This is a genomic window from Streptomyces sp. NBC_00464 (assembly GCF_036013915.1).
GTDB lineage: Bacteria > Actinomycetota > Actinomycetes > Streptomycetales > Streptomycetaceae > Streptomyces.
Window position 1 is genome coordinate 205,779 of record NZ_CP107900.1, and the last position, 25,307, is coordinate 231,085.

The window sequence follows — 25,307 nt, forward strand, 5'->3', positions numbered from 1 at the left end:
ATGCTGAAGCTCATCTCCGAGCTGTCTGTATCAGGGCTGCCGATCTGGCTGATCGCGGCAATCCTGTTGATCAGCAGCCTAGCGACTCTGGTCCTCGCCTTGGCCAGGGCGCGGGCGAGCATCATTCGGGCGCACGGCGCATCCGGCCGCACCGTCGCCCTGTTCGAGAGCCGACTCCGCTACAAGCAATGGAAGATCGCGCACCGGGACCGGCAGCGAAAGTGGTCACGGCGCAGCGCGGACCAGTAGGGCAGGCCTCGGCTCCTGCTGCTCGGCACCGTAACTGGTGCCGAGCAGCAGGAGGCCACGCGCGGGGCTAGCATGGTTGGCCTGACGCGAACCCACCCCACCCGAGGCCTCCATGCTCCAACCAGACGCGGGTTCCGCCCCGTTCGCGTCCAGGAATCCACGAACCCGCGCGCTTCGGGCCCCGGCGTGATGATCTACTGGCATGTCGAGCGGAAGTCCGTCTGCATCTACTCACAGCTGAAGTCCTGTTCGGCATCCGAGGTCGCCTCGGTGATCGAGGGCGTGCTGCGGCACTGCACCGACATGGTCGTTGACCGGCAGTACACCGACACGCACGGCGCCTCCATCGTTGGGTTCGCCTTCGCACACATGCTCGACTTCAAACTGATGCCGAGGCTGAAGAACATCGGCTCGGCGAAGCTGTACCGACCCGCGGCCGGGGAGGACGACCAGTGGCCGAACCTGGGCCCGGTGCTCTCCACCAAGACGATCGACTGGGACCTGATTGCCCAGCAGTACGACCAGATCGTGAAGTACACCACCGCCCTGCGCCTGGGTACCGCCGAGGCCGAGCAGGTCCTGCGTCGGTTCACCCGGGGAGGGCCGAAACACCCGACGTACCGGGCGATCGAGGAGCTGGGCCGGGCAGTGAGGACCTCGTTCGTCTGCGACTACCTGGCCGACGTCGAGACGCGGCAGGAGATCCACGAGGGGTTGCAGGTGGTGGAGAACTGGAACAGCGCGAACAAGGACCTGTTCTACGGCAAGGATGGCGACCTGGCCGGTGCGGACAAGGAGTCCCAGGAGGTGTCCATGCTCGCGCTGCACCTGCTCCAGTCGGCGCTGGTGCACGTCAACACGCTGCTGATGCAGGAGGTGCTGGCCGATCCGAAGTGGGCGGACCAGCTCACCGACGCGGACCGCCGGGCGTTGTCGCCGCTGTTCTGGACGCACGTGAATCCGTACGGCAGGTTCGAGCTCGATATGGACGGCCGCCTCGATCTCGGTCCTGGCGGAGCTGTCCCCGGCCAGCGGACGCAAGAACCGCAGCCGGCTGCCGCAGCAGCGCTCTGAGGTACTTCCGTCGGGTCGCAGGGAGGATGGGTCCTTCCCCAGGAGCGCGGTGGGGACGGGAACCTGACCGTCTCGGGTGAGCGTCTCTCGGGTAAAGACGCTGTGTACCCGGCGTTAGGGCCCTAGCGTCATAGTGCGAATCGCGGGCAGCCAGTGACAGCAGGGGGTTGGGGATGTTGAGTGAGGCGTTGACGGCGTTGGCAGCGGCGGGGGGCACCGCCGTGGTGCAGGCGGTGGGGACCGATGCGTGGAACGGCCTGCGAGGTCAGGTGGCGCGATGGTTCGGCCGGGGGGACACCGAGCGGGAGCGCCGAGAGGTGGAGCGGCTGGACAGCAGCGCGGCCGAGCTCGCGGCCGCAGACGACAGTACGGTGGAGCTGGTCCGGGAGCGCCACGAGACCGTGTGGCGGACCCGCATCGAGACCCTGCTGGGGAACCTGGGCGACGAGCAGCGCGCCCATGCCGCCGACCAGTTGAGGGAGTTGCTGGAGCAGGCCGGGGCGGGGCCGGCTAGCGACGGTGCGCTGGTGTCCGACAACACGTTCAGTGGGCCGACCGCGTTCCAGGCCGGGAACAACAACCGGCAGGATGTCCGCTTCGGCCCCGAAGCATGACCGACGCCGGCCCCGGTGGCGGCGTTCGCGGCAGCACTTTCATCGGACCGACCGCACTGCAGGTCGGTGACCACGGCACCCAGCACGTCCAGTTTGTCTACCACTGGAAGCCTGGCTACCGGATCGAGGATTTCCCCGCTGCGGCCCGTCCGGTCCGGGCCCGCGCACTTGCCGCACAGCCCTCCCGGTTGTTGCGGGCCGGGCATCAGGTGGTGCCCTTCACAGGCCGCCGCACCGACCTCGATGCTCTGGCCCGCTGGCGCGACGAGGCGGCCGACCCGTTAGCCATCCGGCTGGTCCACGGTCCCGGCGGGCAGGGCAAGACCCGCCTGGCTGCTCACTTCGCCGAACTCAGCCGCCAAGCGGGCTGGACGGTGTGGCAGGCGGCCGTCAACGAGGCCGACGCCGACCCCCTCGCCTCCACCCCACCCCCCGAAACCGGGGTCGGAATCCTGCTGGTGGCCGACTACGCCGAACGCTGGCCCACCGCCGACCTGCGCCAACTGCTGCGCGGAGCGCTCCTGACCCGCAATAGCGTCCCAGTTCGTGTCCTGCTGCTGGCCCGCCCGGCCGGAGACTGGTGGGACAGCCTTGACACCTGGATCGGCGACCATCTCGACGCCGGCGCCAGTACCCGCCTGCTGCCGCCCCTGGCCGCCGACCCGCAGGCACGCGCCGAACTGTTTCAGCGGGCCCGGGACCGCTTTGCCGACCACCTCGGCCTGCCAACCGACCAGGCCCTCTGTATCGGTCCACCCTCGACCTTGGACACCGACGATGACTACGCCCAGGTCCTGACCATCCACATCGCGGCCCTGGCCGCCGTCGACGCCCGCCGCCACGATGACCATGCCCCCACCGACCCCGCCCGCGCCTCTGCTTACCTCCTGAAACGCGAACGCTCCTACTGGAGCGAGCTGCATCGGCCCCCGGCACGAGTACTGTCCACCGGGCCGACCGCGATGGGCCGCACCGTGCTGACTGCCACTTTCACCCGGCCCCTGGCCCGTGACCCTCACGGCTGGGACGTCCTGCACCGCACCGGGCTCGCCGACACCGACGCAGCGGCCAACACCCTCCTTGACGACCACCAGCGCTGCTACCCCCCGGCCCACAGCCACACGGTCCTGGAACCGCTGTACCCCGACCGCCTCAGCGAAGACTTCATCGGTCTGACCACCCCGCCCAGCCCTGACGATCCCAGCGCATCCCACCCAGTGTCCGGAGCGGTCACCGACGACTGGGCCCACCAGATTGCCCAACGCCTCATCCTTGGCCGCACCGGCACCGACGCGCCCGCACCCTGGACCCGCGACACCCTGACCGTGCTGATCGAAACCGCCCGCCGCTGGCCCCATGTCGCCACCGGCCAGCTCTATCCCCTGCTCACGAAACATCCTGAACTCGCCCTGCACGCTGGCGGCGCCGCCCTCGCGGCCCTGGCCGGACTCGACCACATCGACGTCAACGTTCTGGAAGCCATCGAGCCCCACCTCCCCACCGGCCGGCACGCCGACCTCGACGTCGGCGTCGCCGCCATCACCTCCCGCCTGGCCCGCCACCGTCTCGCCACCACACAAGATCCCCTCATCCACGCCCGCACCAACGACGCCCTCGCCATGGCCCTTTCCCATGCCGGACTCCGCGACAACGCCCTCACAACCGCGCAGGACGCTCACGCAGCCTGGCAACGCCTCGCTCGAACCACCCCCGCCTACGAATCCGACCTCGCCGCCTCGCTGATCAACCTCGGGGCCAATCTGTCGGAGATGGGGCGGCGGGCGGAGGCCCTGACCGCCACCGAGCAGGCGGTGGAGATTTACCGCCGGCTGGCGGCAGGCAACCCGGACGCCTACGAATCCGACCTCGCCGCCTCGCTGTCCAACCTCGGGGCCAATCTGTCGGAGATGGGGCGGCGGGCGGAGGCCCTGACCGCCACCGAGCAGGCGGTGGAGATCCGGAGGCGTCTGGCGGCGGTCGACCCGGCGGCCTACGAATCCGACCTCGCCCTTTCGCTGTCCAACCTCGGGGCCAATCTGTCGGAGATGGGGCGGCGGGCGGAGACCCTGACCGCCACCGAGCAGGCGGTGGAGATCCGGAGGCGTCTGGCGGCGGTCGACCCGGCGGCCTACGAACCCGACCTCGCCCTTTCGCTGTCCAACCTCGGGGCCAATCTGTCGAGGGTGGGGCGGCGGGCGGAGGCCCTGACCGCCACCGAGCAGGCGGTGGAGATTCACCGCCGGCTGGCGGCAGGCAACCCGGACGCCTACGAACCCGACCTCGCCGCCTCGCTGTCCAACCTCGGGGGCGATCTGTGGAAGCTGGGGCGGCGGGCGGAGGCCGTGACCGCCGCCGAGCGGGCGGTGGCGATGTACCGTCGGCTGGCGGCAGGCAACCCGGACGCCTACGAACCCAACCTCGCCATTTCGCTGTCCAGTCTAGGCGTCCAGCTGTCGGAGACGGGTCGGCAGGCGGAGGCCCTGACCACCACCGAGCAGGCGGTGGCGATGTACCGCCGGCTGGCGGCAGGCAACCCGGACGCCTACGAACCCAATCTCGCCCTTTCGCTGTCCAACCTCGGCGTCCAGCTGTCGGAGACGGGTCGGCAGGCGGAGGCCCTGACCGCCACCGAGCAGGCGGTGGCGATCCGGAGGCGTCTGGCGGCGGTCGACCCGGCGGCCTACGAACCCGACCTCGCCCTTTCGCTGTCCAACCTCGGGGACGATCTGTCGAAGCTGGGGCGGTGGGCGGAGGCCATGACCGCCATCGAGCGGGCGGTGAGGATGTACCGCCGTCTGGCGGCAGGCAACCCGGGCGCCTACGAACCCAACCTCGCCATTTCGCTGTACGTCTTAGCCTCAGTGCGTTTTAGGGGGGAGCAGGATCTCTCCGGTGCGTTGCGAGCCACGAGCGAGGCAGTGGAGATCTACCGCAGGCTCATCCCGATGAGGTCCCACCCGCTTCTCTTTCTCTCGCCTCTGCGTGAGGTGTTGAGCCTGCAGGTAGAGGTGCTCATCGGCCTTGGCCGACTCCAGGACGCGCAGACAGTCCGTGACTGGCTCGCGGCCAACCGCGGCTAACCCGATTCCCACAAATGACCCTTTCTCGGAGCAAGATCAAGAACAGTCGACGGAAGCGGTCCGGGTCGCGGATTCACTGTCACAACTCGTTCTCACTCAAAAGTGGAACCAGGCGTGTTCTGGGAAATGTTTGTGACAGTATCCGGGGTCATGACGGACCCTCTGATCGCACTCATGTCCGAAGCGGACGACGTCGAGCGCCACCCCTGCCCACGCTGTAACGCTCAGCCAGGCTCACCCTGCCGCTCGCGTTCCGGCGCGGTTGCCGGGACCTACCACACCGGCCGCTTCACCAAGGTGCCCCGGCTCGCGAAACTCCTGCGCGTGCCCACCCCCGCCGACCGCGGCCCCGGCCAGCCGTGGCGGCCCGGTACCCCGGCGCCCGCGCCTGTCGATCACGACACCCCGACCGCGGACATCCGCATCGGGTACGCGCGGTGCTCAAGCCTCACCCAGGAACTCCAGTCGCAGCTCGACGCGCTCGCCGGACACGGCATCCCACGGGACAAGATCTTCGCCGAGAAGATCAGCACCCGGATGCGGGTCCGCCCGCAGTTCGAGGCCGCGCTCGCCGCCGCGAGGGAGATCAAGGCCCACGCCCCGCACTGCCGCGTCATCTTCACGGTGAACGAGATGAAGCGTCTGGGACGCGACGCCGCGGAGCTGACCGCGCTCGCCGACCACCTCACCGCCCACGGCCTGGTCCTGGAAATGCTCGCCGGCCCTCTCCAGGGGATGTACGACCCCAGCGGACCGGGGCGCCTACTGTTCGGGTTCTTCGCAGCAATGGCGGAGACGGAACGGGAGAACATCCGGGAGTCCACCCTCGAAGGGCTGGACGCCGCGGCCCGCAAGGGCAAGCACGGCGGCCGACCGCCGGTCATCACCGACGACATGCTGCACACCGTGCTCCGCCGCCGCGCGAACAGCGAGACCGTCGAGGACATCCAGCCCGACCTCCTCATCCCCACTGGCCGCCGCAAGGGACAGAGCCCCAGCCTCTCCAGCATCTATCGGGCGCTGGCCGAGCACGAGAAGACCCAGGCGTACCCGGAGGCCGTCGAAACGGCACACGCCGACTTCGCCGCCCTCCAGCAGCGCGACCGCAGCCCCAAGTAGTTACTCAGCGCTACACACCACCTGGCGGTAGCTATACGAGAACAGGGCCTGCCCGCAGCTCTTCCAACGCGTCCTGCTGGTCCACCTGCACATACTCGGAGCGGCCTTCGGCTCCGCGCGACCAGTTCAACCCGCGACGTACGAGTACGGCGGGTTGAACTGGTAGACGCCGGGTCGGCGCTTCAGCACGATTCCGTGGTCCATGACGTCCTGGTGCGCCGGGTTTGTCGCGGCACGTCCAGGATCGCCGCCATGTCGTCCTGGGTGAGAGGGATCTGCCCGCCGGCCCTCTGACCGGCGATCAGCCGCAGGGGCAGCGCTTCGCCCGCCATTCCGCCCTCACCCACCTCGGAGAGCAGGGCGCCTCCCTGCTGATGTTGATGGGGAAGTCCCAGCACAAGAAGCCGGAGAACGTCCGCCGCTTCCCGTGCCGTCGGTGTACGCGCGGCCGAACCGCAGTCCAGTCCGTGGCCACCGCCGCAGTGACGGCTCCGCCGCCCTGGGGGGCCGGCTCGCAGGGGCGCTGCGAGCGGGCCACGTTTTCTACAGGTCCGGGTGCTCGCCCGGTTCGCAGAGCCGGCGGATCTCCGTCGGCGACAACACGCCGGCATAGGTGCGTACTTCGTCCACGTCGCCGTCGAGGTGGTGGGACCCGCCCTGCCCCGCGCCGTCCCGGCCGACCTGGAGCGCTCGGTAGGCATTCCAGGCGTCGGTCGCGGAGTACGGGGCGCTGTCGGCGAGGGTCCCGTCGACGAAGAGGCGGACCTGGCCGGCCTTGCTGTCGTACTGCACCGCGAGGTGGTGCGTTCCCTCGCCGTAGAAAGCGGTCAACCTGGTCGCCGGTGCCTCGGCGGTGTCGGCATGGGCAAAGACGGCTTCCCAGGTGGTGTCGCTTCCCCGGTAGCGCAGGGTGAAGGCGTCGGCCTCGTCGCCGCCCTGGGCGAGGATCGCCATGTCCTGTTCGGGCAGCCACTCGTGCAGCCGTACCTGGGCCGTGACGGTGTAGCTCCGGTCGGTGTCGACCTGGTGCCCGTCGCTGTCGAGGTAGTCACCGTCGCCGTCGAGCGAGATGCTGCCCTCGCCGGTCAGTGGGTCGGTCGTGTCCAGGTGTGCGTCGCCGGAGAGGATGAGGCTCTGGCTTCCGCCGGCATCCGGCGTGTCGATGTACGACTCGTCGGTGCGCACGGTGTTCATCGCCCAGTACCCAGTGCGCTGCGGTGTGCGGTGGCCGATATCGGCGATCTCGTCGGGCAGCACGATCCGGTCCCAGACGCGGACATCGGCAATGTCTCCGTGCCAGGCGCCGGTCCAGTGGATGCCGTCGTCCTCCATTTCGCGCCCGATCTGCAGGTATCCCTGAGTGCCGTCGGGGACGGCGGCGTCGCCGGATCCGGCGAGGGCGCCGTCGACGTAGAGCTGCGCGGTCCCGGTCACCGGGTTGTAGACGCCGGTGAGGTGGGACCAGTCGCCCGGCATCGGGGAGCCGCCCGTGATGCGGGTCGCCCCGGCCGTCCCGGGGAGGGAGAAGGTGAAGGAGGGCTGTCCGTCCTCGCCGAGCGCCGTGCCCAGAGAAAAGTTGGAGGGTGCCAGAAAGCCGGTCTGGCTGACCGCCGTCATGCCCAGGTCGGTTTCTTCGGGACGGACCCACGCGCTGACGGTGAAGGTCTTGGTGGAGTCCGCGGCGCCGGTCTCGGCCACGAGACCGGCGCCGTAGGAGCCGTCGAACGCGGCGGCACCCACGGCGGTCGTGCCGCTCGGGCCCTCAGCGCCGAAGGTGACGCCCGCCTTCAACCAGGCCGGCGTCCCGCCGGCAGCCGCCTCGGCGCTCATGGAGCCCACGGGGTCGTCCAGCTTCCACCGGGCGACGTCGCCCGCGGGCGAGCCGACCAGGATGGTGTACCGGGTGGGCTCGCTGACGTTCCCCGCCCCGTCGACCGACTGGACCTCCAGGGTCGTCACTCCCGGGGAGGGCGGCGTCAGCCGCACGGTCACCGGCCCACCGCGCTCGTCCGGTCGCGCGGTGGCCGCGACCGCCCCCACACCGAAGGCGTAGCGATACGCGGTGACGTCGGGAGAGGCCGAGGCGAAGGTGAAGGCCGGGTAGCGCCCCACGGCGTCCACCCACTCGTCGCTGCCGAGCGGTATGTCCGACGAGGTGACCTGAGGCGCGGCTGGTGCGTGGCCGTCCTTGACGTACTGGCACCGGCCCTGGTGCAGCGAGTCGCTCCAGGGGCCGTAGCCATCGGCATCTTTGGCCCGTACCCGCCAGCTGACCGGTCCCTCCGGGACCGTGTCCGGAACCGTCCAGGAGAACGCCGACCCGTCGGCCTTGAACGTGGTGGCGGCCCGCAGACGACTCGGCTCTGTGGAGCCCTCGGTGTTCCAGGTGACTTCGAACTGCGCGCTGACCGGATCGCCGTCGGGGTCGTTCAGTACGGCCCTCAGGGTGGGGGAGAACCGCACCTCGGTCGGCGTGACCGCATCACAGGGCCGGTCCCCCGTGGCCAGTTGGTCGAGGGACGGCCGTGCCGGCCGCTGCCCGGACAGCGCGAAGGCCGGCAGCGAGGTGCCCATGGCCATCCCTGCGGCAAGTACGACGGTCAGTGCGCGAAACGTGGTTCTTGGCACGATACGACTCCCGGTCGGTCAGCACGGGGACCCGCGTCATGGCATGGCCGAAACGGGCGGCCCGCCATCCGGCCCGTCCCCCCTCGCAGGTGAAGCACTGTCACCAGCACCCCATCCGCCCCGTCGTGACCTTATCGGCGAGGTGTGACAGCCGCTCCGATTTGCGGACCAGGCGGACCAAGGGGCCGCCGCACGGTGGAAGGTCACCCCGTGACGTGGAGCTGGAGATGCGGGTCGCACGGCTGCCCGTCGCCCATCGGCCGCACCGACTGACCGATCAGGGTCCGGGGTACCGCTGCACCTGCCGCGAAGTCGTCCGTGCCGGTGCTGACGCGCAGCTGCGCTTGGCGGCCATGCCCGCCGAGGCTCCGTACAAGCCTGAGCATGACGGGCCGCACACTCCCTCGCACCGACTTGACGGGGGAAAGCCAGGTTCCGCGGCCTGATGACGTCGGCCGCCGTCTCTGTCCCGTGGCGTGTTCGGTCCCGTTCAGTCCCGCATAGAGAAATGCCAGGTCAGCATGGGTGAACTCTTCTTCCACGGGACTAACGGGACTGAACTCTGGGGTTATCACCTATATATGTACTGTCATGTACACGCGGGCGCGCACATACAAGTAGTGCTCTATGCGGCTCATAACTGACAGTTTCAGTCCCGTCAGTCCCGTGCATCGGGTCCGTAAGCCCCTGACCTGCCGGTATGTGGAACGGGACTGAAACCCTCAGCGGCTGACGGGACTGAACTTCCGACGGCACCGCCCCCCAGGCCAGCTTGCGCGGGGCTGACGGGACTCAACTTTCGGGACACGGCGAAGAAGCGCTTCTGTGGCCGGGTGAGTGGACTACGCTCTGTTTCGCAATGCCGACAGTTCAGTCCCGTCAGCCCCGTTGAGCCCGCACCTCTCCATGAGGCCGTGGCAGGTGGGGCGGACTGGGCGACATGGTTCCAGTACGTATCGCGACAAGGACAGCCGTTGCCCCGTCAGCCCGAACCCCTGCCGACCGGGTCCGCCGCGTCGCCGGACCACGGCGTTGCCGGCCAGGAGACCTCCCAGGACAGGCGGGTGGCCCCGTCCTCAGGAGGCATGACCGTCCGCTGTGTGCCGAACGTGGATGCCGGGCACCGAGTCCATCTTCGAGGACGGTCATGAACGCCGAGCCGGCGCGCTTCGACGCGCAGAGGGCAGCCGAACAGATCCATGAACACAGCCGCAGCCTGTCTCCGGAACAGCCGCTTCTGCCCGCTCAGCAGTCGGACGCCCGCTACCCGGCCGCCGACACCACAAGAGTGTTGCCAGATGCGCTGACCGACCGCGGCAACGCGAAGCTGTTCGCCCGTCTCTACTCCGACCAGTTCCGCTACGTGGTCGGCATGGGATGGCACTCCTGGAACTGCTACCGATGGAAGCTGACCGGCGGCGAGGAGGCAGCGGTCTGGGCGGCCGGCGACATGGCGGAGAGCTTCGCCGAGACCGACCCGAAGGGCCGCTTCAGCAACCGGGAAGTCGCTGCGCACCGCAAGCGCTCGGAGTCCACGGCCGGAGTGAAAGCGATGCTGTTCCAGGCCCAGGCAGCCCCCGGCATGCGCCTGGACCCGCAGGTCCTGGACGGTGATATCTACGCGCTGTGCACGCCGGGCGGGGTCGTCGACCTGCGTACCGGGAAGCTCAGCGACCCGGACCCGCTGAACGACATGCACTCGCGCGCCACCCAGGTCGCCCCCCGGGACATCCCGATCCCGCGGTGGAAGAGGTTCCTCAACGACACCTTCGGTGAGGACGAGCAGGGACTGGAGACCACCCGCTTCCTGCACCTGCTGCTCGGCTACTCCATCACCGGCGACGTCGGCGCCCAGGTCCTGCCCTTCCTCTACGGCACCGGCGCCAACGGCAAGTCGGTCCTGCTGGAGGTGATCACCCAGATTCTGGGTGACTACGCCAATGCCGCGCCGCCGGGCTTCCTGATGGAGAAGGGGAAGTTCGCCGAGCACAGCACGGAGCTGACGGAACTGCACGGCCGGCGGATCGTGGTGTGCAGTGAGCTGAAGCAGAACGACAAGTTCAATGAGTCCCGCGTCAAGCTCCTGACCGGCGGCGACAGGATCACTGCCCGCCGTATGCGGCAGGACTTCATGACGTTCCGGCCGACGCACAAGCTGTGGCTGCTGGGCAATCACCGTCCCGAAGTCGGCACCGGCGGGCACGCGTTCTGGCGCCGTATCCGTCTCATCCCGTTCGAGCGGACCGTCCCGAACGAGCTGAAGATCGACAACCTTGCCGCCGAGCTTGTCCAGGACGAGGGCCCGGGGATCCTGCAGTGGCTGATCGAGGGCGCCCGCCTCTACCTGACCACCCGAGACCCGCTGACCGGGCCGGACTCCGTACGGATGGCGACCGCGGCGTACGAGACGACCGAGGACCACATCGGCCGTTTCCTCACCGAACGCTGCACCCGGTGCGCTGACGGCCGTCCGAATCCGGACCTGCGTGTCGAGCAGAAGCTGCTGTACGAGGTGTACGGCCGCTGGTGCTCGGAGGAGATGATCCGCCCGTCGACGAGCCGGGCTTTCGCCGGCCGTATCCGCCAGGAGCTCGGCCTGACCTCACCGGCGGACATGATCAAGAACAACGCGACCAAGCTCTACCCGGGCCTTGCACTCCTTGCTGAGGACTGTGACGGAGAAGGAGCACCGTCATGATGACGACTGGCACACGGTGGCCTGGGGAAGAACGACCGTACGATGGGTGGTGCTTTCGTCAGCAGTTCCGCTCGTTCCACCGAAGGAGCGACGGAATGAATGCAAGACCTGTCGGCGGGCAGCCGGCCGCAGACAACCAGGAGGCGAAGTGAGCGCGATCCCACGGGAAGGCGATCTCGCCCAGGAAGCCGAAGTCGTCTGGCTGGAGAGCACCGAAGACCTCGACTACGTCCGCCAGGCCCTCGACAAGGTCACCACCCGCCGGGGCAAGCCCCGCTACGAACGCGACGGCCGGCTCGTCGGCTACACCAACCTCGCTCCCACCGCGCCGCGGCTCCCGGACAGCGGCCTGTTCCCCCGACGCACGTTCTACCTCCTGCCACACGACCGTCCTAACCGGCCCGACGACCCTGACGGTCCCTACGCGGTCGGCTCGCCCCTCGAAGCCGTTGACCCCCGAACCATCGACGTGGGCAAGACCGGCGCCAAGACTGCCCGGTCCCAGGCCACCGCGCAGATACAGGCCGCTTCCACCTGAGACTGAGTGCCGCTTCGGGCTGCCCCGAGGCGGCACCCCTGCGTACGTGGCCAGACCGCCGCCGTGAAGAAGGTCTTTGCGGCACGTAGTGCATGAGTTTGCCGGGTCGGTCGCGTTCGTAGCGGCGTATGACGTGGCCGTTGGCCCGGTCGAGATGACTGAGCCGGGCCAGGCCGAAGCGGACCAGCATGCGGTGCACAGTGGAGGGCACCAGGCCCACCAGGTGAGCGATGCGGGCCGGTCCCCACCGCCGTGTGAGGCGGACCTTGATGATCCGGCGTTCGGTCCGGGTCGGCGTGCGCCGAGGACTGTGGCGGGGCGGCTGGAACGGTCGCTCATCCCCGCCTCACCGAGTTTGCGGTATCGCCCGGCCCGCCGCTGGGTTGTGGTCGGCGAGACCTGGAACCGCTCCGCTGCCTGGCGCAGAGCCCATCCGTCATCCATCACGCAGCGGGCCAGCCGCAGACGTCCGGTCTCGGTCAGAGGTGCATTACGGTGGGGCATGAGGGCCTTTCGGGCTGGTGTAGACGTCGCAATCCACACCGAACCCGGAAGGCCCTCATGCGTTCAAGATCACCAAGCCGAGACCTGCATCACCGTCCACAACCTCCCTGGACAGAACACCTAGGGCCTGCCCGACCCGCCCGTGAGGGCCCGAGGCCTGTGGACAAGCGGAAAGGCTGGGCAGGTCAGAGGTCATTCCACGCCCGACAACAGAAACACCGACCCGCTCATGCGAATCCATCACTTGCTAACTGAGCCAGTGGATTCAGGAGGTGTCTCGGGCCATTGTATATTTCGAACTTTATGACCCGGCAAACGGAATCGGATCACCTTCCAAAGGAAGGTGATCGCGGTAGTACTCTGACTCGAGCCAGTCCTCCTTGACGAGCAGAGGCCTCGACATTCGCACGCCATCGACCTCCTGTGAGCGCAGAAGGACCCCCAGGTCAGTCAAAGCCAGGGAGCCATCGGAGGTGTACAACAAGCAACCTCCGTATTCGGCGGCGTAGTCGAGGAGGAATTGGTGCGTCTGCTCAGGGTCGTGGCCGGCTAGTGCGAAACCTTCCAATAGGACCTGCGGGCCCATGGCTGCATTCAAAGCAATGCACGCAAGGCTGCCTGCGTCGTAGAACGCCTGTACCCCGTTGGCGAACTCTTCTTGTTCGTAGGGACCATCCGTCACTTTCTGTGCCTCTGATACTCCGAGCGCTGCGGCGACCTCAGCTGAGGTCATCCCGTACCGCAGGGGCCCGATTCCAGCTCCAGGAATGAGCTCCCAGTGCTCCCGGCTTTCGTTTCCACTCACGTAACCCGCCCCTTCGAGTAGCCACCCGGCTCAGCGACATGCTTGAGACAAGGCAACATAGTGACACTCGGAGTGGCCGAGCACCAACTGGGGCGCTCGGCCACTCCGTGATTTCTGTATGGTCAATCTACGGCATGATTGCCCTACCTTCCACCCATTCCCACTTTACCGTTGCCGTAGGTCCACTCATTAAAACCTCCCCGTGCATTCGGCCAGTGTACCGTCAGTTCTCTCTTGCCCAGAACTCTGTTCAGCACGGCATCGCAACCGAGTGGCTGCCTGCATGGCCCTGCTGGGTTATTGATATAGATCTCGGCTTTTTTGATGTCGTCCCTGATCATGACCGCAGCAAATTTCTGTTCTGCATCACTAGCGCGAGCTGACGTCGATGCGCCCTTCGTGATGCCCAATTGCTGGAGTCTTCCATTGAGAATATCTATCAATTTCTTGTCGAGTACCTTATTGCCGCTCTGGACGCTGTAGATGCTTCCCTTGCTGGTAATCCCAAGTCCATTGGTGGGCCCACCCGCTTTATACACGTTTCGCTTAATTGCGTCCTTCAGGGCTTTCAGCGTTTGTGTAACAGAAAAAGCTTCCTCGCCGGCTCGTGCTCCTGCTAGGAGACGGCTTGGGCCACCGGGGGTCCAAGGTATGACCTGATCGCTGGGCGTTAGGTAATCGCACCGCCCGTCGACCGTACACATGAGTTGCGGCTCGGGGGGGTCCATAAGGAGCGCTGATTTAAAGAGGCGGTAGACGACGCGGGCCACCGGCTGAACGAGCCGGAGTGGAAGGTCCGTGATACCCGGACCTGTGGGTGGCTCGGGCGACGGTGCTGCTCCAGGACTGGGGCTCGGTGTCGTACCGCTGCTGCTCTGATGGCAGGTGTAGTAGCAGCCGTTCGGGCCGGTACCCCCGATGGGCTTGCCGAGATCTTTTCGCTGCTTGCCTGTGCGGTTCATGCTGTGGCCGGTGCCGTCATCGAGATACAGGCCAGTGGGGTCGGAGAAGGTGGCAGGGTTGTTGTTGCTGTACGTGTAGCCGTTCATCTGCTGGGGGTCGGCTACGTCCAGGACCGGGTCGATGGAGATGAAGCGGCCGAGGTCGGCGTCGTATTCGCGTGCGCCGAGGTGGGTGAGACCGGTGGTCTTGGTGTCGTTGGTGCCGCCCACGAAGCCCTTGGTGCCGGGCCAGGTGGCGGGTGCCGGGCCGCGCTCTCCGCCGAAGGGAAGGGAGCGTCGCTGGGTGATGGCAAGGTCGGTGGCTTGGATGGCGAGTTCGCCGGTGCCGTGGTGATCGGCGATGGTGAAGGCGAAGGTGCCGTCGTCGTTGCGGATGGCTGTCTGGCCGCCGCCGAGGTCGAAGTACCGGGTGGCCTTGGCCTTGGTGGCGCCGGTGGGAAGGGTGACTTCGGTGTTCCCCAGGTACAGGGTGGTCTCGGTCGGGGTTCGGCCTATGAGCCGGTTGCCGGAGGCGTCGTAGAGGTAGCTGGTGGTCTTGCCGCTCTTGGTGACAGTTTCCAGGTGGCCCTCGACGTCCCAGGTGAGCGACTGGCCCGGGCGGGTGATGGTGTTCCCGCTCGCGTCGTAGGTGTAGTTGTCGGTGCTGCTTCCGGCAGGGCCCGTGACGGTCCGTGAGGTCAGGCGGTGCGCGTGGGGTGAGCCGGGGGTGGGGTAGGAGTAGGTGTCCTTGACGTCCTTTGCCGCGTCACCCGCTATGTCGTGCTGCGTCTGGGTGGCACGATTGCCGGCCTTGTCGTAGGTGAAGGACTGCCAGTACGGGGCTGGGCCGCCGGTCTTGTCTGCGGCGGGTGTGGCCACGCAGGTGTCGACGGGCTGGGCCCAGGCTTCGGTGAGACGGCCGAGGTAGTCGTAGGTGAAGCACTGGTTGTCCGTGCCGGTGGTGGTGGCGTCCGATACCGAGCGGACGTTTCCTGCTTCGTCGTAGGCGTAAACGGCGTAGCGGTCGGATCCGGACTGGCCCGTTCGATCCACGCGGGAGGTGGCCAGGCGCTGGGTTCCCGGTTCGTAGGAGTTGGTGACTTCTGTGATTTTGCTTCCGCCACTCAGCCCCATCTGGAACTGCAGAGGCTTGCCGGTGTTGCTGTAGCTGCTGACGCGCGAGGTCATGCCCTCCCCATAGACGGTTTCCGGGCGCAGCGTGGCGTTGTCGTAGGTGTAGTTGACGGAGCCGCCTGGCAGTGAACCGGCTGCGGAGTAGGCGAAGGAAGCGATCAAGCCGGAGGTTTGGAAGGTTGTTCCGGTCTGGTAGGTGCCCTGGAGGGCGCCTTCGACGGCAGGGATGACAACGGCGGTCCGGGTGGGCCGGTACAGCTCGTCGTACTGGGTGATCTTTGATGTGTAGGGCTGCCCGTTCACATAGCGGGTTGATTCGGCGAGTTGTCCCTTGGCACCTGTGACGGTGTCGTAGACCTGCTTCGTCCGCAGGGTTCCGGTGGCGGACTTCTCGCGTACCTCGGTCTGGCGGCCGAGGTTGTCGTAGACGTAGGCGAGTCCGGGGACGTCGGTACGCGAGCCCTGGACGAACGTCACCTGGCCACGGTCGTCGTACTTCGTGGTCGTGGTGCCCTGGTCCGGGTCAGTCGCCGAATCCTTACGGCCCAGCTGGTCGTAGGTGTACGTCCAGTTGTTGCCGGCGGGGTCGGTTACCTCGTCCAGTTCATTGCGCGGCGTGTAGTGGTAGAAGGTGCTGTCGTAGGCAGCGGTAGCGGCACGGGTGTGGAGCTGGCGCAGTTCCGTGGTGTTGCCGCGTGCGTCGCTGAGGGTGGTGGTGGCTGTGCCGCCGACCGGTGGGATGACAGTGACACGGTCCCCGCCGTAGATGGTCTTGGTGGTGCTGAGGATCTGGCCTTCATCACCGTTGCCGGCCATCTCCTGGGCCTGTACGGCGCGGTTCAGCCCGTCGTACGCAACAAGCATCTGGGTTTCGACCGAGAGCGCGTTATTCGGCTCGAAGAGCTCGGTACTGGCCGCGTCGGTGACGTAGTACGGCGCAAAGGCCCGGGTCGCGAGGCCACGTTCGTCGTAGAAGGTGTCCGTGAGGATGCTGCCGCCATCGGGCCCGGGTTCCTGGGTCTGGCGGCTTCGGAGAAATCCGTCGAACAGTTCGTAGGTCGTGATCTGCCCGCCGGTGTTGTTCAGCGACTTGGTTGTGACCGCGACCGCCTTGCCCTCGGCGACCGTGTAAACGAACTCTGCGGTGGGCGTCGACGTATTGCGGCGATTGGCTGCCCAGACCTTGGTCGTCCGTCCCAGTGCGTCGTACGCGTACTGGGTGACGTTGTTGTTCGTGTCGGTCTGCTTGGCGACAAGCCCCCGCGCCGGGTCGATGTCCGTGGTGGTGGTCTGCGCTGTTGTCGCGTCGGAAGCCTGGGCTGGTGGTGTGGTCACCTTCGCCTGAGTAGCGAATCCGGTGGCGGGCGTGTACGCGGTCGTGGTGATGCGACCGTCCGTACGGGCGGTCCGGACCGGGGTGCCGTCATCCGTGACCGTCACATTCGCGGTCAGGTCGGTCACCGTCAGCTGCCGGCCGTAGCTGTCGAACGTGCCCCCGGCTTCGAGATAGGTCGCCTTCGTACCGTCATGGCTCTTCAGGGTGGCGATGGCAGTCACGTCCCCCTTCGTGGGGACGGCACCGTAGGCGCCACCGTCGTAGACCGAGCGGACGTCGCTCAGGACGTCCTTCTTCCGGTCGACGGACGCGTCACAGGCCTTTGCGACCGTCTCCACGCGAACCGGCATGCTGAGGATTGCGGTGGCCGCATCGCCAGCGTAGGTGGTACGTGTGCATGTGTTGTCAATCGAGGTGGAGTCGTCGCCGTAGTCGTCGGCTTCGATCACGCGGCCGGCAACGGTGTCGTGCTTGGTGGCCGTTGCGGTGGTGCGCCACTTGGTGCCTGCACCCGCGTCCAGCGACGTCCAGGTCTTGCTGCTGGAGATACCGGTGAAGTTGGAGGTGACGGTGCCCCAGTCCCGGACCTTCTTCGCGGTCTGCTGGTACCAGGGACGGCTGATCGTCTTGCCGAGAACCTTGCCACCGGGCTTGTCGAAGGTCATCGTCTTGTAGCCGAAGCCTGCAACGGCTTCGTGGTCGGTGATGGCTTCGCCTTCGTCCGCGTCCGGTGTGACGGAGACGGACTTGGTACCTCCAGCAGCGTCCTTCCGGTCGCCGTTCATGCCGCGCAGGAAGTAGCTGTCCTGCTGGGTCTTCATCTCACCGGTGCCGCCCTGCCCACCGGTCCTGACCCTGACGTGCTCGTAGCCACGCCACTGGGACCAGGTCTTCTCCTTCTCCTTGGTCAGCCCGTCGTCATCGTCGTAATGCCAAGCGGCATCGCCGATGTAGTCGTACTGCGTGACTTGGTCAGGCGACTTCCCTGTACGGTCCGTTTTGGTCACCGATGTGGTGACGTACTTGTTGAACCACTGAAGGTTCGCGCCATCGGTGCTGTCACCGCCGATGTACTGCGGGAAGCACCGAGTGGTGTTCGTCTCGGGGGTCGGCAGACCACTCCAGTTGCACGTCGGCTCGGAGTAGTTGGCACTGACCTTGCCGCCCGACTCATCGGAGATCGTGAAGAGGCGATCCTTGATGAAGGGGGCGTAGCCGTCCCCAGTCTTGTCGAGGCGGTTCGCAAGCTGTGTATAGGTGAACGTGGTCTTCGGCAGCTTGATGGTCGGCGTTGCCGATTCACCGGTGTGCTGAATGCTGTCCAGCAGCAGCTGGTAGTCGACATCCGCCTTACCCCAGTGGTGTTCGAACGCCCAGGAGTCGACCTTGCCGGGGGTCCCGTCGGCCTTGAGCACCTGAGTCCTGATGCCGGTCAGCCGCTTGCGGGTCCAGAAGGACGGGGAGAGCCGGCCGCTGTCGCAGCTGCTGGCAGCCTTGCAGTTCAGGTCCCAAGGCGTGTCGTACCAGTAGCTGGACTTTGAGTCGATCGTGTCTTCTTCGCAGGTCACGCCGGTCTGTGGAAGGCAGCGCTCTGCGTTGTCGAAGATAACCTGGGCCAGCGGCTTGGCGTAGGTGTCGTTGGACCGCAGGCCGTAATTGATGTTCTTGAGGTACCCACCGCGGACGTACGTGGTGTCGTCATCGGCCTTCAGATTGCGGCCGTAGGAGTTTTGCTCCTTGCCGTACTGGTAGGTCATGGTGTTGCCGTGGGCGTCGATGACCAGGTCGAGGTTCCACCGCCATGCCTGCTGGCACCAGGACTCGGCGAAGGTTGCGCCGTGGCACTTCTCGTCGGTGTTGTTCCCGAAAACTGGGACGGTCCACGTTGAGTCTGTGGCCGCCTTGCCCGCAGCCCATCCCGGGGGATGGTTGTAGCCGAAGTAGTAGCGGGTTCCATCCGGCGTGGTCAGTCGCCAGTACTCGCCGTCGTTGTCGCCGTTCTCCTTCTTGGTGTCGAAGAGACGGACGATCTTCGTACCGTCATCGTTCTTGAACCTGAAGGCGTTGGCACCGTCCGGTACAAGCTCGCCACCTGAGCCGTTGAACGAGATGAACGCGTTGTCGTAGGACCAGCACAGGTCGCCGGGCTTGCTGCCGTCAGCGTTCTTCACACCGTCGTCCGCGCACGGCTTGTAGCGGCGCTCGATGGACCCGGACGACAGGTCGAAACCGTCTCCGACCCAGGAACCCTGGTTGTTCGTCCCGCCGGTACGCCCGTCGATGGCGCCCGAGGAGTAGGAAAGGCCGACGCTCGGCTTCATGCCGCCCGGTACATCGGGAACCTGGAAGTCGTAGGACCAGTTGAAGTCACCGGAGTTGAGGCTGGTGCTCCATGTCGAGGAGGGCGAGAGAGAGGTGGCCTTGTAGTCGCCCTTGTCTCCCTCTGTTGTTGCCGTGGCTGCCAGGACCGTGGGTGCGACTGTCTGGAGTGCGACGGCGCTGGCGGTCAGCGTCTGCTGAGCGCTGTCGCGGACTGCGGCGACCGGCTTGGCGACACGGCACTTCTCCTGCTCAGGTGTTGTCAGTGCGCAGGAAGGCAGCTCAACCAGGTGCATGCGGGAGGCATACGAGCCGCCGAAGGACTGGGCGAAGGAGGAGTAGTCGACGGAGACATCGACCGGTGTTTCGCCCTTGCCGGCTGAGGCAGGAACCTTCGGGGCGAGGGTGAAGAGCAACCCCTTCACCCCTGCCCGCTTGGCGTGCTGGGAGTCGAGGATTCGTGAGGTGACACTGCTCGGATCAGCGGCCTCGCTGGCCGCGCCGCTCTTCGTCTTGCTCTTGCCCGCCACGCCACTCGTGGCACGCGCGAGCCCGATCGGCTGCCCCTGCGGCGAGGCGAACCGCTTCGCGCCCTTGGCACCCTGAGCCGGAAGCGCTGTGGTGACCTGGGTGGGCTGCGGCAGTTTGGCCCGAGGAGCCTTCTCCGGTACCCGGGAGCCCGTGTACTGTGCACGCGGCTTGACCTTGCCGGTCTTGCTGCCTGCGACGGGCTTCTCCGACGACGGCGCCCCCGGCAGATTGCTGGCTGCGACGGATACGGGCGCCGCTACACCCTGCAGCAGGGACGCGATGAGGACGCTGGATAGCGCGAGTGATGTTCTGCGGAGCAGCCGGGCCCCGGGGGTGGCTTTCATAAGTGGCGTGTCCATCGCTGTTGGGCGCCCGGCCACCTATGTGAGCCGAGCGCAGAAGATGAAGTGAAAATCCGCAAGAGCGCTGGTCGTATTGGGTGGGCGGGCCCGCGTGGGCCCGCCCACCCGATACGAGAGACTTCAGAAGCGGTTACCGCTGGGAACCTCGGTCGGGATGTCGAAGAGGGTTCCGTTCAGCTGCTGGACCTGGCTGTCGTCCAGGGCACCCTGGAACGCCCACACATCGTCCACCGAGCCAGCGAAGTAGCTGCCGGGCAGGTCTTCCTTCGCCCGGCCGATTTGCACGGACTTCGCAGCCTTGAAGCTGAGCGCGTCCTCTGCCAAGGACCCGGGGATCTCACAAGCAGGTTCGCCTGCCCCCTCGTCGCTGTCCGCACCACTGCAGACCGCGGTCTGGATCTGGCCGTTGACGTACAGGCGGAGCTCCTTGGCGAACCCGTCATACACCACTGCCAGGTGATTCCAGCTGGTGACATCGTTGAACGCGGTGTTGCTCACGGCAGTCACCGTGGCCCCCGTGGTGCTGTCCTTGTCCGGAACGGACAACACCCAACTGCCGAGCCCCTCAGGATTCTTCGGATCAGGTTGGAAACGGACCTCGAACGAGCTGCGGTTTGTGCCCTCGGCACTCATCACGACCATGCTGTGGTCAGGCACTGCTGCCGCCTGAGCCCAAGCCGTCATGGTGAAGCTCACCCCCGTATCGACGGGCATCGTCGAGGTTGCCGCGTAAGCACTCTCACCATCGAGTTCCAGGCCGCTGTTGTCGATCTGCCCCGACCCCAGCCGCGCAGATCCGTACAGACTCATGGGCCTGTTCTCCGGCGTCGCATCGGCCACCGTCGGCGGGAGGGTGCTCGTTGCCTCTTCGAACTGCCAGCGCCCCTCGATCACCGGGCTCTGACGGAACATCTGCTGGACTTCTTCAGCAGAGACCGGCCGGTCGTACAGACGCACGTCATCGATCTGCCCGGGGAAGTACTCGATGAGCCTGCCGCCGTCGACGCTCAGTGCTCCGACCTGGACGTTCCCACCAGCGTAGAAGGGCTCGGCCGGGGCAGCGACGCTGCCGGCCTTGGCACCGTTGACGTACAGAGTCAGCGTCTGCGCTACCTGGTCGTGGACCCCGACCAGGTGTACCCAGTCACCGGCGTAGGCCTTGGCCCCCTCCGGTTGAAGAGCAGCGATCTGGGAGGCGCCCACCGCATCGTCCGAGAACTGCTTGAAGCCCCATCGGTTGTAGGTGTTGGAGTAGTACAGCTCGTAGCCGGGCCGGTTGGTGCCCAACTGCGCCACGACTGTGGCCGCCCCGTCGGGAAGACGGTCGAGCTTTGCCCACGCCGATACGGTGAAGGGGCGCTGGGTGTCGGTGTGCGGGGCGGCGGTGCGGGCGTAGCCCGTCGTGCCATCCAGCTGCAGGGCGTGGCCGGCGAGGCCTGCGGCTCCGAGCTGGGCACCGCCGTTGAGCGCCAGTGGCTGGGTATCGGCGTGTCCGACCACCTCGGTCGTCTTTTTGGCCTCGGTCTCGTTTTCGGCCTTGGGCTGATATTCGGGCTCGTCCAGCGGGAAGACCGTACGGGCCGTTCGGCCGTTGCCTATGGGCTCGAGCCGGTACAGGTTTGCCACTTCCGCGGCGCTGATCGGCTTGTCGAAGATGCGCAGTTCATCGATGGTGCCGGGAAAGAACGACTTCAGGACGCCGTCGTACTTGCCGGCACCGATCTGCAGCCCGCGGCGTGCATCCCACGCCGTCGTGTACGGGGTGGAGCCGGCCAGCGTGCCATTGACATACAGAGACAGCGCCTTGTCCACGCCGCTGTAGATCCCGACAAGGTGCGTCCACTCACCAACGGCCACGCCGCCTGGGTCAGGTGCCATTGCTCTGATGATGGAAGCGTTCGGCGTGTCCGAGGAGAACTGATTGAAGACCCACCGCGTCTTTTCCGCGGAGTAGTAGAGCTCGAATCCTGGTGCATAGTTGCCGGGCTGCGCTGCGATGATCGCAGCGTTGTCGGGAATCTTGTCAAGTTTGACCCAGGCCGAGACGCTGAAGCCGTTCGCCGTGTTGATGGTCGGGATATCGGTTGCCGCATATCCGGTCGCGCCGTCGAGGTGGAGGGCGGTTCCCTTCTTGCCCTCCACCTCGGGGGTCGCCCCACCGTGGAGAGTGGCGACGCGGGCACCGGAGCTGCCTTCGGCCTGGCCTGCCGCGGCGTCGTCGTCCATCTCCCACATAGCCCTCTCGGGCTGGCCGGCACTTACCTTGAATTGGTACGTATAAGGAGCGCTGGCACGGCCCGATCCGTCGATCGCCTGGGCCATGATGAAGTTCACTCCCACCTTGGACGGCAGTAGTTTGATCGACTTTGCCGCCCCAGCTGATGTGGCCACTGTGTTCTTCGGGGACGGGTCGGTATTGATGCCGTACCAGTACTTGGTGACATCAGAGTCCGAGCCCTTGAGCTGGAACGTTCCGTACTTGCCTACGCCGTCGAACCAGGGATCGTCTTCGCCACGTATTGACTCGGGATAGTCGGACGACGTGATGGTCGGAGTCGCAGGAGCTGCCGCGTCGTATGTGAAGTAGCAGCTGGTGGCGCTGCCTGCGTTGGACCAGGGTGAGTACTGCGCCCCGTCGTAGGTCCGCACATACCAGTTGATCTGTGTCCCGTCCTTGGGCAATACGGACGCAGGCAGGGAGATATAGAACTGCGAGCCCGATGCTTTGAAAGTGGTCAGTGCGGGCTTCCACCGTGCGATGAGACCCTTACCGTCCTTAGTATCCCAGCCTGCCCGGAACTGAACGGCAACCTTGTCACCGTCAGGGTCGGTGACACCATTGGCGTAGATCACTCCGAGAGTGCGCACCATCGGCGGCGACGCGCTCGGACTCTTGCACGCCCCGCCATACTGCATCGTCAACTGCGACATCTTGACCTGGGCCGGCGGCCGGTTGTACTTCACCCGCAGAAACGCCTTGTTTGAAAACCGCTTCCACGCGTACCCGTCCGACTCGCTTGCCGCACGTAGCCCGAACGTCATCGTCGACGACCCGGCGTTGGCGATCTCCTGGACCGCGGACTTCACATCGAACTCTGCATCCTTCGCTGAGCAACCGTCGTACCCGTACGCAAAAGACGAAGATTTCAGTTGCTTAATCCAGAAACCAGCCGCATTCTGTGAGTTCCATGTGGTCGCGGACGATATGTCTTTCGTGCGCCACAGCTCGACGCTCCGGGCGGAACAGGAAGCAGACCACGTGTTACGCACGACGAACTCTGCGGAAAGGATCGTCTTGCCCGCGAACTTGGACGTGGGAATCCGGTACAAAAGCCGCTTAGTATCGTTCGGCTGGCAATAGGCCCAGTTGCAGTAACCCATCCCCGCAGTGGACTCGCCGTTGAACTTCCACTGCGGGGACGACGCCCAGTACTTCGACGCCATCGTCCACCCCGAGGCCAGCGGCGTATCGAACTGGGGATCGATGAACACCGGATACGCCGTGTCCGCCCCACGAAGAACGTCCGAGTCCGGCGTCAGTACCAGCTCGTCACCCTCGGCCGGAACAGCCACCTCGACCTGGGCCAGCTTCCCTGACTCGGTCGCACCCGGCTCCTCGCCCGCAGCAGGCGAAGCCGCTGCCAATGCCCGCGACGCGGAACCACTCGCGGCCGCGCCCTCACCGGGAACACTCGAGTCCCACATCATCGGCCTCGGCGCCTCGAAAACCGTCCCGCCGGCACCCTCGTCCACCGCCCGCACGCCACCCTCACTCGTGCGGACGACATCGAGCCCCTGCGCATCCAGCTTCAGCCGAACCTCCGAGAGCCGAGGATCGGCAGCCGCCTCCGCCGAGTTGACCACAAGCAACTGCGTGTAGCCGGTCTCCTGCGCCTCCATGCGCAGATCCACCCCAGGAAGCACATCCTGATACGTAGCGAGCGCACCACTGAGAACCGGCTTCGGCAGCACACCGGGCCAGGTCAGCGACAGCTCACGGCCAGCCTTCGTCATCCGCACCAACGGCGCATCGCCACCACCGGAGAACTCAAGCCCCACCGCAGCCGCCTTCGGCGCAACCGTTCCCTTCTCGGTCACTGCCAGGTCGGTGTCCACCGGCTTCCACCGACCATCCACCCGGGTCCGGACCGGCCGCAGATACTCACGCGCTTCCAAGCCGCCGTCAGTGGTCGCGAAGACATCACTGGTCTCGCTGCGCATCGATGTCACCTCAACGGGGACGCCCGTTCGCCGGGCTTTCGCCTGGGCGGCTTCGACGCTCGCCTCGCCCGATGAGGTGGGCTCACCCTCCTCCTGGAGCGCAGCGGCCTGGCCGGCAGGGGGAGGTGCTGCGAAAGCAGTGTCCGGCCCCAGACCAGCAATCACCGCCAGACCCAAGACACCCGTCAACACCCCAGTACTGCCGCGCGATCGGATACGCGCCCACATAGCCCCACCCTAGAAAAGTCACATTGTGAGAATTCCCTGAAGATGGGAACCAGGTGTGACCCTAGGCAGGGAAATCACAGACAGGCAGAGGAAGGATCTTGGGCGCACAACCCAAAACGCCCTTCTCGTCTGTGTTTCGCGTCACGGTTGTACATGGTTAGCCCTTTATTTAGTCAAATATTGTATGGGGCATCAGATTCCATTGGCTTCCTTCAGGCCTCGGCGTTCGTGACCACCCTCATGACTCAGATCACCCGCTTCCAGGGCACACCCGACAACGTTGCCGAAGCCGTCGCCGCCCGCGTGGCACGCTCCCGGTTCCTCTACGAGGGCGGCCACCGCTACGTCGTCCTCATGGAGGAATCCGTCCTGCGCTTCCGCACCGCCGACCCTGAGGCGATGCGCGGGCAGCTGCGCCACCTCCTGGCGGTGATGCAGCTCGCTTTTGTTTCGTTGGGGATTATCCCGTTCACCGCGCAGCGCACCGTGTGGCCGCTCAAGGCGTTCTACGTCCATGACGGCACCATGGCCGTGGTGGAGACGCTGACAGCGGAGATCAAGGTGACGCAGCCGCGCGAGCTCGCCGACTACGCGAAGGCGTTCGCCGGCCTCGCGGAGATGGCGGTCTACGGGGACACGGCCCGAGCGCTCATCCGGGCCGCGATCGACGCCTTGGAGTGAACTTCCGCAATTCTCCGCAACTTCGTTGAGTGCGCGGACCGTGCGTGCGTAGCGTCGACGGCACCGACGGACCACCAGCCGGAGAGGCGGGGCCCCTTGCGCGCACACCCCGAGAGCACCGCCCCGGCCCTGGAGGGCCGCGGACTCCAGTCGCCTGCCTACGGCGTCCCCTCCCCAGCCCTGCTCGCCCGCGCGGACCGCGGCTTCGCCAGGTTCCTCGGTCAGCACGACGAGGACCAGAAGGA

Annotated in this window: 12 protein-coding genes and 3 pseudogenes; 9 read left to right on the forward strand and 6 right to left on the reverse strand. The window is 66.4% G+C overall.

Annotation, left to right across the window (positions count from 1 at the left end):
• From OG912_RS38865 to OG912_RS38890, 6 genes and pseudogenes are all read left to right on the forward strand, one after another.
• Positions 1-249: a hypothetical protein gene (locus tag OG912_RS38865; protein ID WP_327713282.1), complete on the forward strand. Its 249-nt coding sequence runs from the start codon at positions 1-3 to the stop codon at positions 247-249.
• Positions 250-321: 72 nt separating this feature from the next.
• Positions 322-1,323, forward strand: a complete 1,002-nt coding sequence (locus OG912_RS38870; RefSeq protein ID WP_327713773.1) for a Tn3 family transposase — start codon at positions 322-324, stop codon at positions 1,321-1,323.
• A gap of 188 nt (positions 1,324-1,511) precedes the next feature.
• Complete coding sequence (locus OG912_RS38875) at positions 1,512-1,937, forward strand: hypothetical protein (protein WP_327713283.1); 426 nt, start codon at positions 1,512-1,514, stop codon at positions 1,935-1,937.
• Positions 1,934-5,017, forward strand: coding sequence for a tetratricopeptide repeat protein (locus tag OG912_RS38880; RefSeq protein ID WP_327713284.1), 3,084 nt, complete (start codon positions 1,934-1,936; stop codon positions 5,015-5,017). The genes OG912_RS38875 and OG912_RS38880 overlap by 4 nt, the downstream gene beginning before the upstream one ends.
• A gap of 150 nt (positions 5,018-5,167) precedes the next feature.
• Positions 5,168-6,136 (forward strand): recombinase family protein, encoded by a 969-nt coding sequence (locus OG912_RS38885; RefSeq protein ID WP_327713285.1) that lies wholly within the window; start codon positions 5,168-5,170, stop codon positions 6,134-6,136.
• Between the two features lie 323 nt (positions 6,137-6,459).
• Positions 6,460-6,561, forward strand: a pseudogene (locus tag OG912_RS38890) (site-specific integrase); the annotation flags it as partial.
• A 118-nt stretch (positions 6,562-6,679) separates the two neighbouring features.
• Here the strand turns inward: OG912_RS38890 and OG912_RS38895 are convergent.
• Together OG912_RS38895 and OG912_RS38900 are read right to left on the reverse strand one after the other, a co-directional pair.
• Positions 6,680-8,764 carry a LamG domain-containing protein gene (locus tag OG912_RS38895; RefSeq protein ID WP_327713286.1) on the reverse strand — a complete coding sequence of 695 codons (2,085 nt, stop codon included), beginning with the start codon at positions 8,762-8,764 and terminating at the stop codon, positions 6,680-6,682.
• Between the two features lie 203 nt (positions 8,765-8,967).
• A complete protein-coding gene (locus tag OG912_RS38900; protein ID WP_327713287.1) occupies positions 8,968-9,150 on the reverse strand; it encodes a hypothetical protein in 183 nt (60 codons plus the stop codon).
• 761 nt (positions 9,151-9,911) lie between these two features.
• Between OG912_RS38900 and OG912_RS38905 the strand changes: the two genes are divergently transcribed.
• Positions 9,912-11,462, forward strand: a complete 1,551-nt coding sequence (locus OG912_RS38905) for a DNA primase family protein (RefSeq protein ID WP_327713288.1) — start codon at positions 9,912-9,914, stop codon at positions 11,460-11,462.
• A 148-nt stretch (positions 11,463-11,610) separates the two neighbouring features.
• Positions 11,611-12,000 carry a DUF6009 family protein gene (locus OG912_RS38910; RefSeq protein WP_327713289.1) on the forward strand — a complete coding sequence of 130 codons (390 nt, stop codon included), beginning with the start codon at positions 11,611-11,613 and terminating at the stop codon, positions 11,998-12,000.
• 88 nt (positions 12,001-12,088) lie between these two features.
• Here the strand turns inward: OG912_RS38910 and OG912_RS38915 are convergent.
• The 4 genes and pseudogenes from OG912_RS38915 to OG912_RS38930 all read right to left on the reverse strand — a co-directional run.
• Positions 12,089-12,504: pseudogene (locus OG912_RS38915) on the reverse strand (leucine zipper domain-containing protein); the annotation flags it as partial.
• 301 nt (positions 12,505-12,805) lie between these two features.
• Entirely contained in the window at positions 12,806-13,309 is a 504-nt protein-coding gene (locus tag OG912_RS38920; RefSeq protein WP_327713290.1) for a hypothetical protein, read from the reverse strand.
• Positions 13,310-13,452: 143 nt separating this feature from the next.
• Positions 13,453-19,914 (reverse strand): RHS repeat domain-containing protein, encoded by a 6,462-nt coding sequence (locus tag OG912_RS38925; protein ID WP_327713291.1) that lies wholly within the window; start codon positions 19,912-19,914, stop codon positions 13,453-13,455.
• A gap of 138 nt (positions 19,915-20,052) precedes the next feature.
• On the reverse strand, positions 20,053-24,153 hold the full coding sequence (locus OG912_RS38930) for a LamG-like jellyroll fold domain-containing protein (RefSeq protein ID WP_327713292.1): 4,101 nt from the start codon (positions 24,151-24,153) through the stop codon (positions 20,053-20,055).
• 432 nt (positions 24,154-24,585) lie between these two features.
• On the opposite strand from OG912_RS38930, the pseudogene OG912_RS38935 reads away from it, so the two are divergent.
• Positions 24,586-25,062: pseudogene (locus OG912_RS38935) on the forward strand (Scr1 family TA system antitoxin-like transcriptional regulator); the annotation flags it as partial.
• Positions 25,063-25,307: the final 245 nt, after the last annotated feature.

Bases quoted from the DNA above. Each gene is read 5' to 3' on its own strand.
- OG912_RS38865 (WP_327713282.1), top strand. From the start codon at position 1: ATGCTGAAGCTCATCTCCGAGCTGTCTGTATCAGGGCTGCCGATCTGG.
- OG912_RS38870 (WP_327713773.1), top strand. From the start codon at position 322: ATGGTTGGCCTGACGCGAACCCACCCCACCCGAGGCCTCCATGCTCCA.
- OG912_RS38880 (WP_327713284.1), top strand. From the start codon at position 1,934: ATGACCGACGCCGGCCCCGGTGGCGGCGTTCGCGGCAGCACTTTCATC.
- OG912_RS38885 (WP_327713285.1), top strand. From the start codon at position 5,168: ATGACGGACCCTCTGATCGCACTCATGTCCGAAGCGGACGACGTCGAG.
- OG912_RS38900 (WP_327713287.1), bottom strand. From the start codon at position 9,150: ATGCTCAGGCTTGTACGGAGCCTCGGCGGGCATGGCCGCCAAGCGCAG.
- OG912_RS38905 (WP_327713288.1), top strand. From the start codon at position 9,912: ATGAACGCCGAGCCGGCGCGCTTCGACGCGCAGAGGGCAGCCGAACAG.
- OG912_RS38925 (WP_327713291.1), bottom strand. From the start codon at position 19,914: ATGAAAGCCACCCCCGGGGCCCGGCTGCTCCGCAGAACATCACTCGCG.
- OG912_RS38930 (WP_327713292.1), bottom strand. From the start codon at position 24,153: ATGCGCAGCGAGACCAGTGATGTCTTCGCGACCACTGACGGCGGCTTG.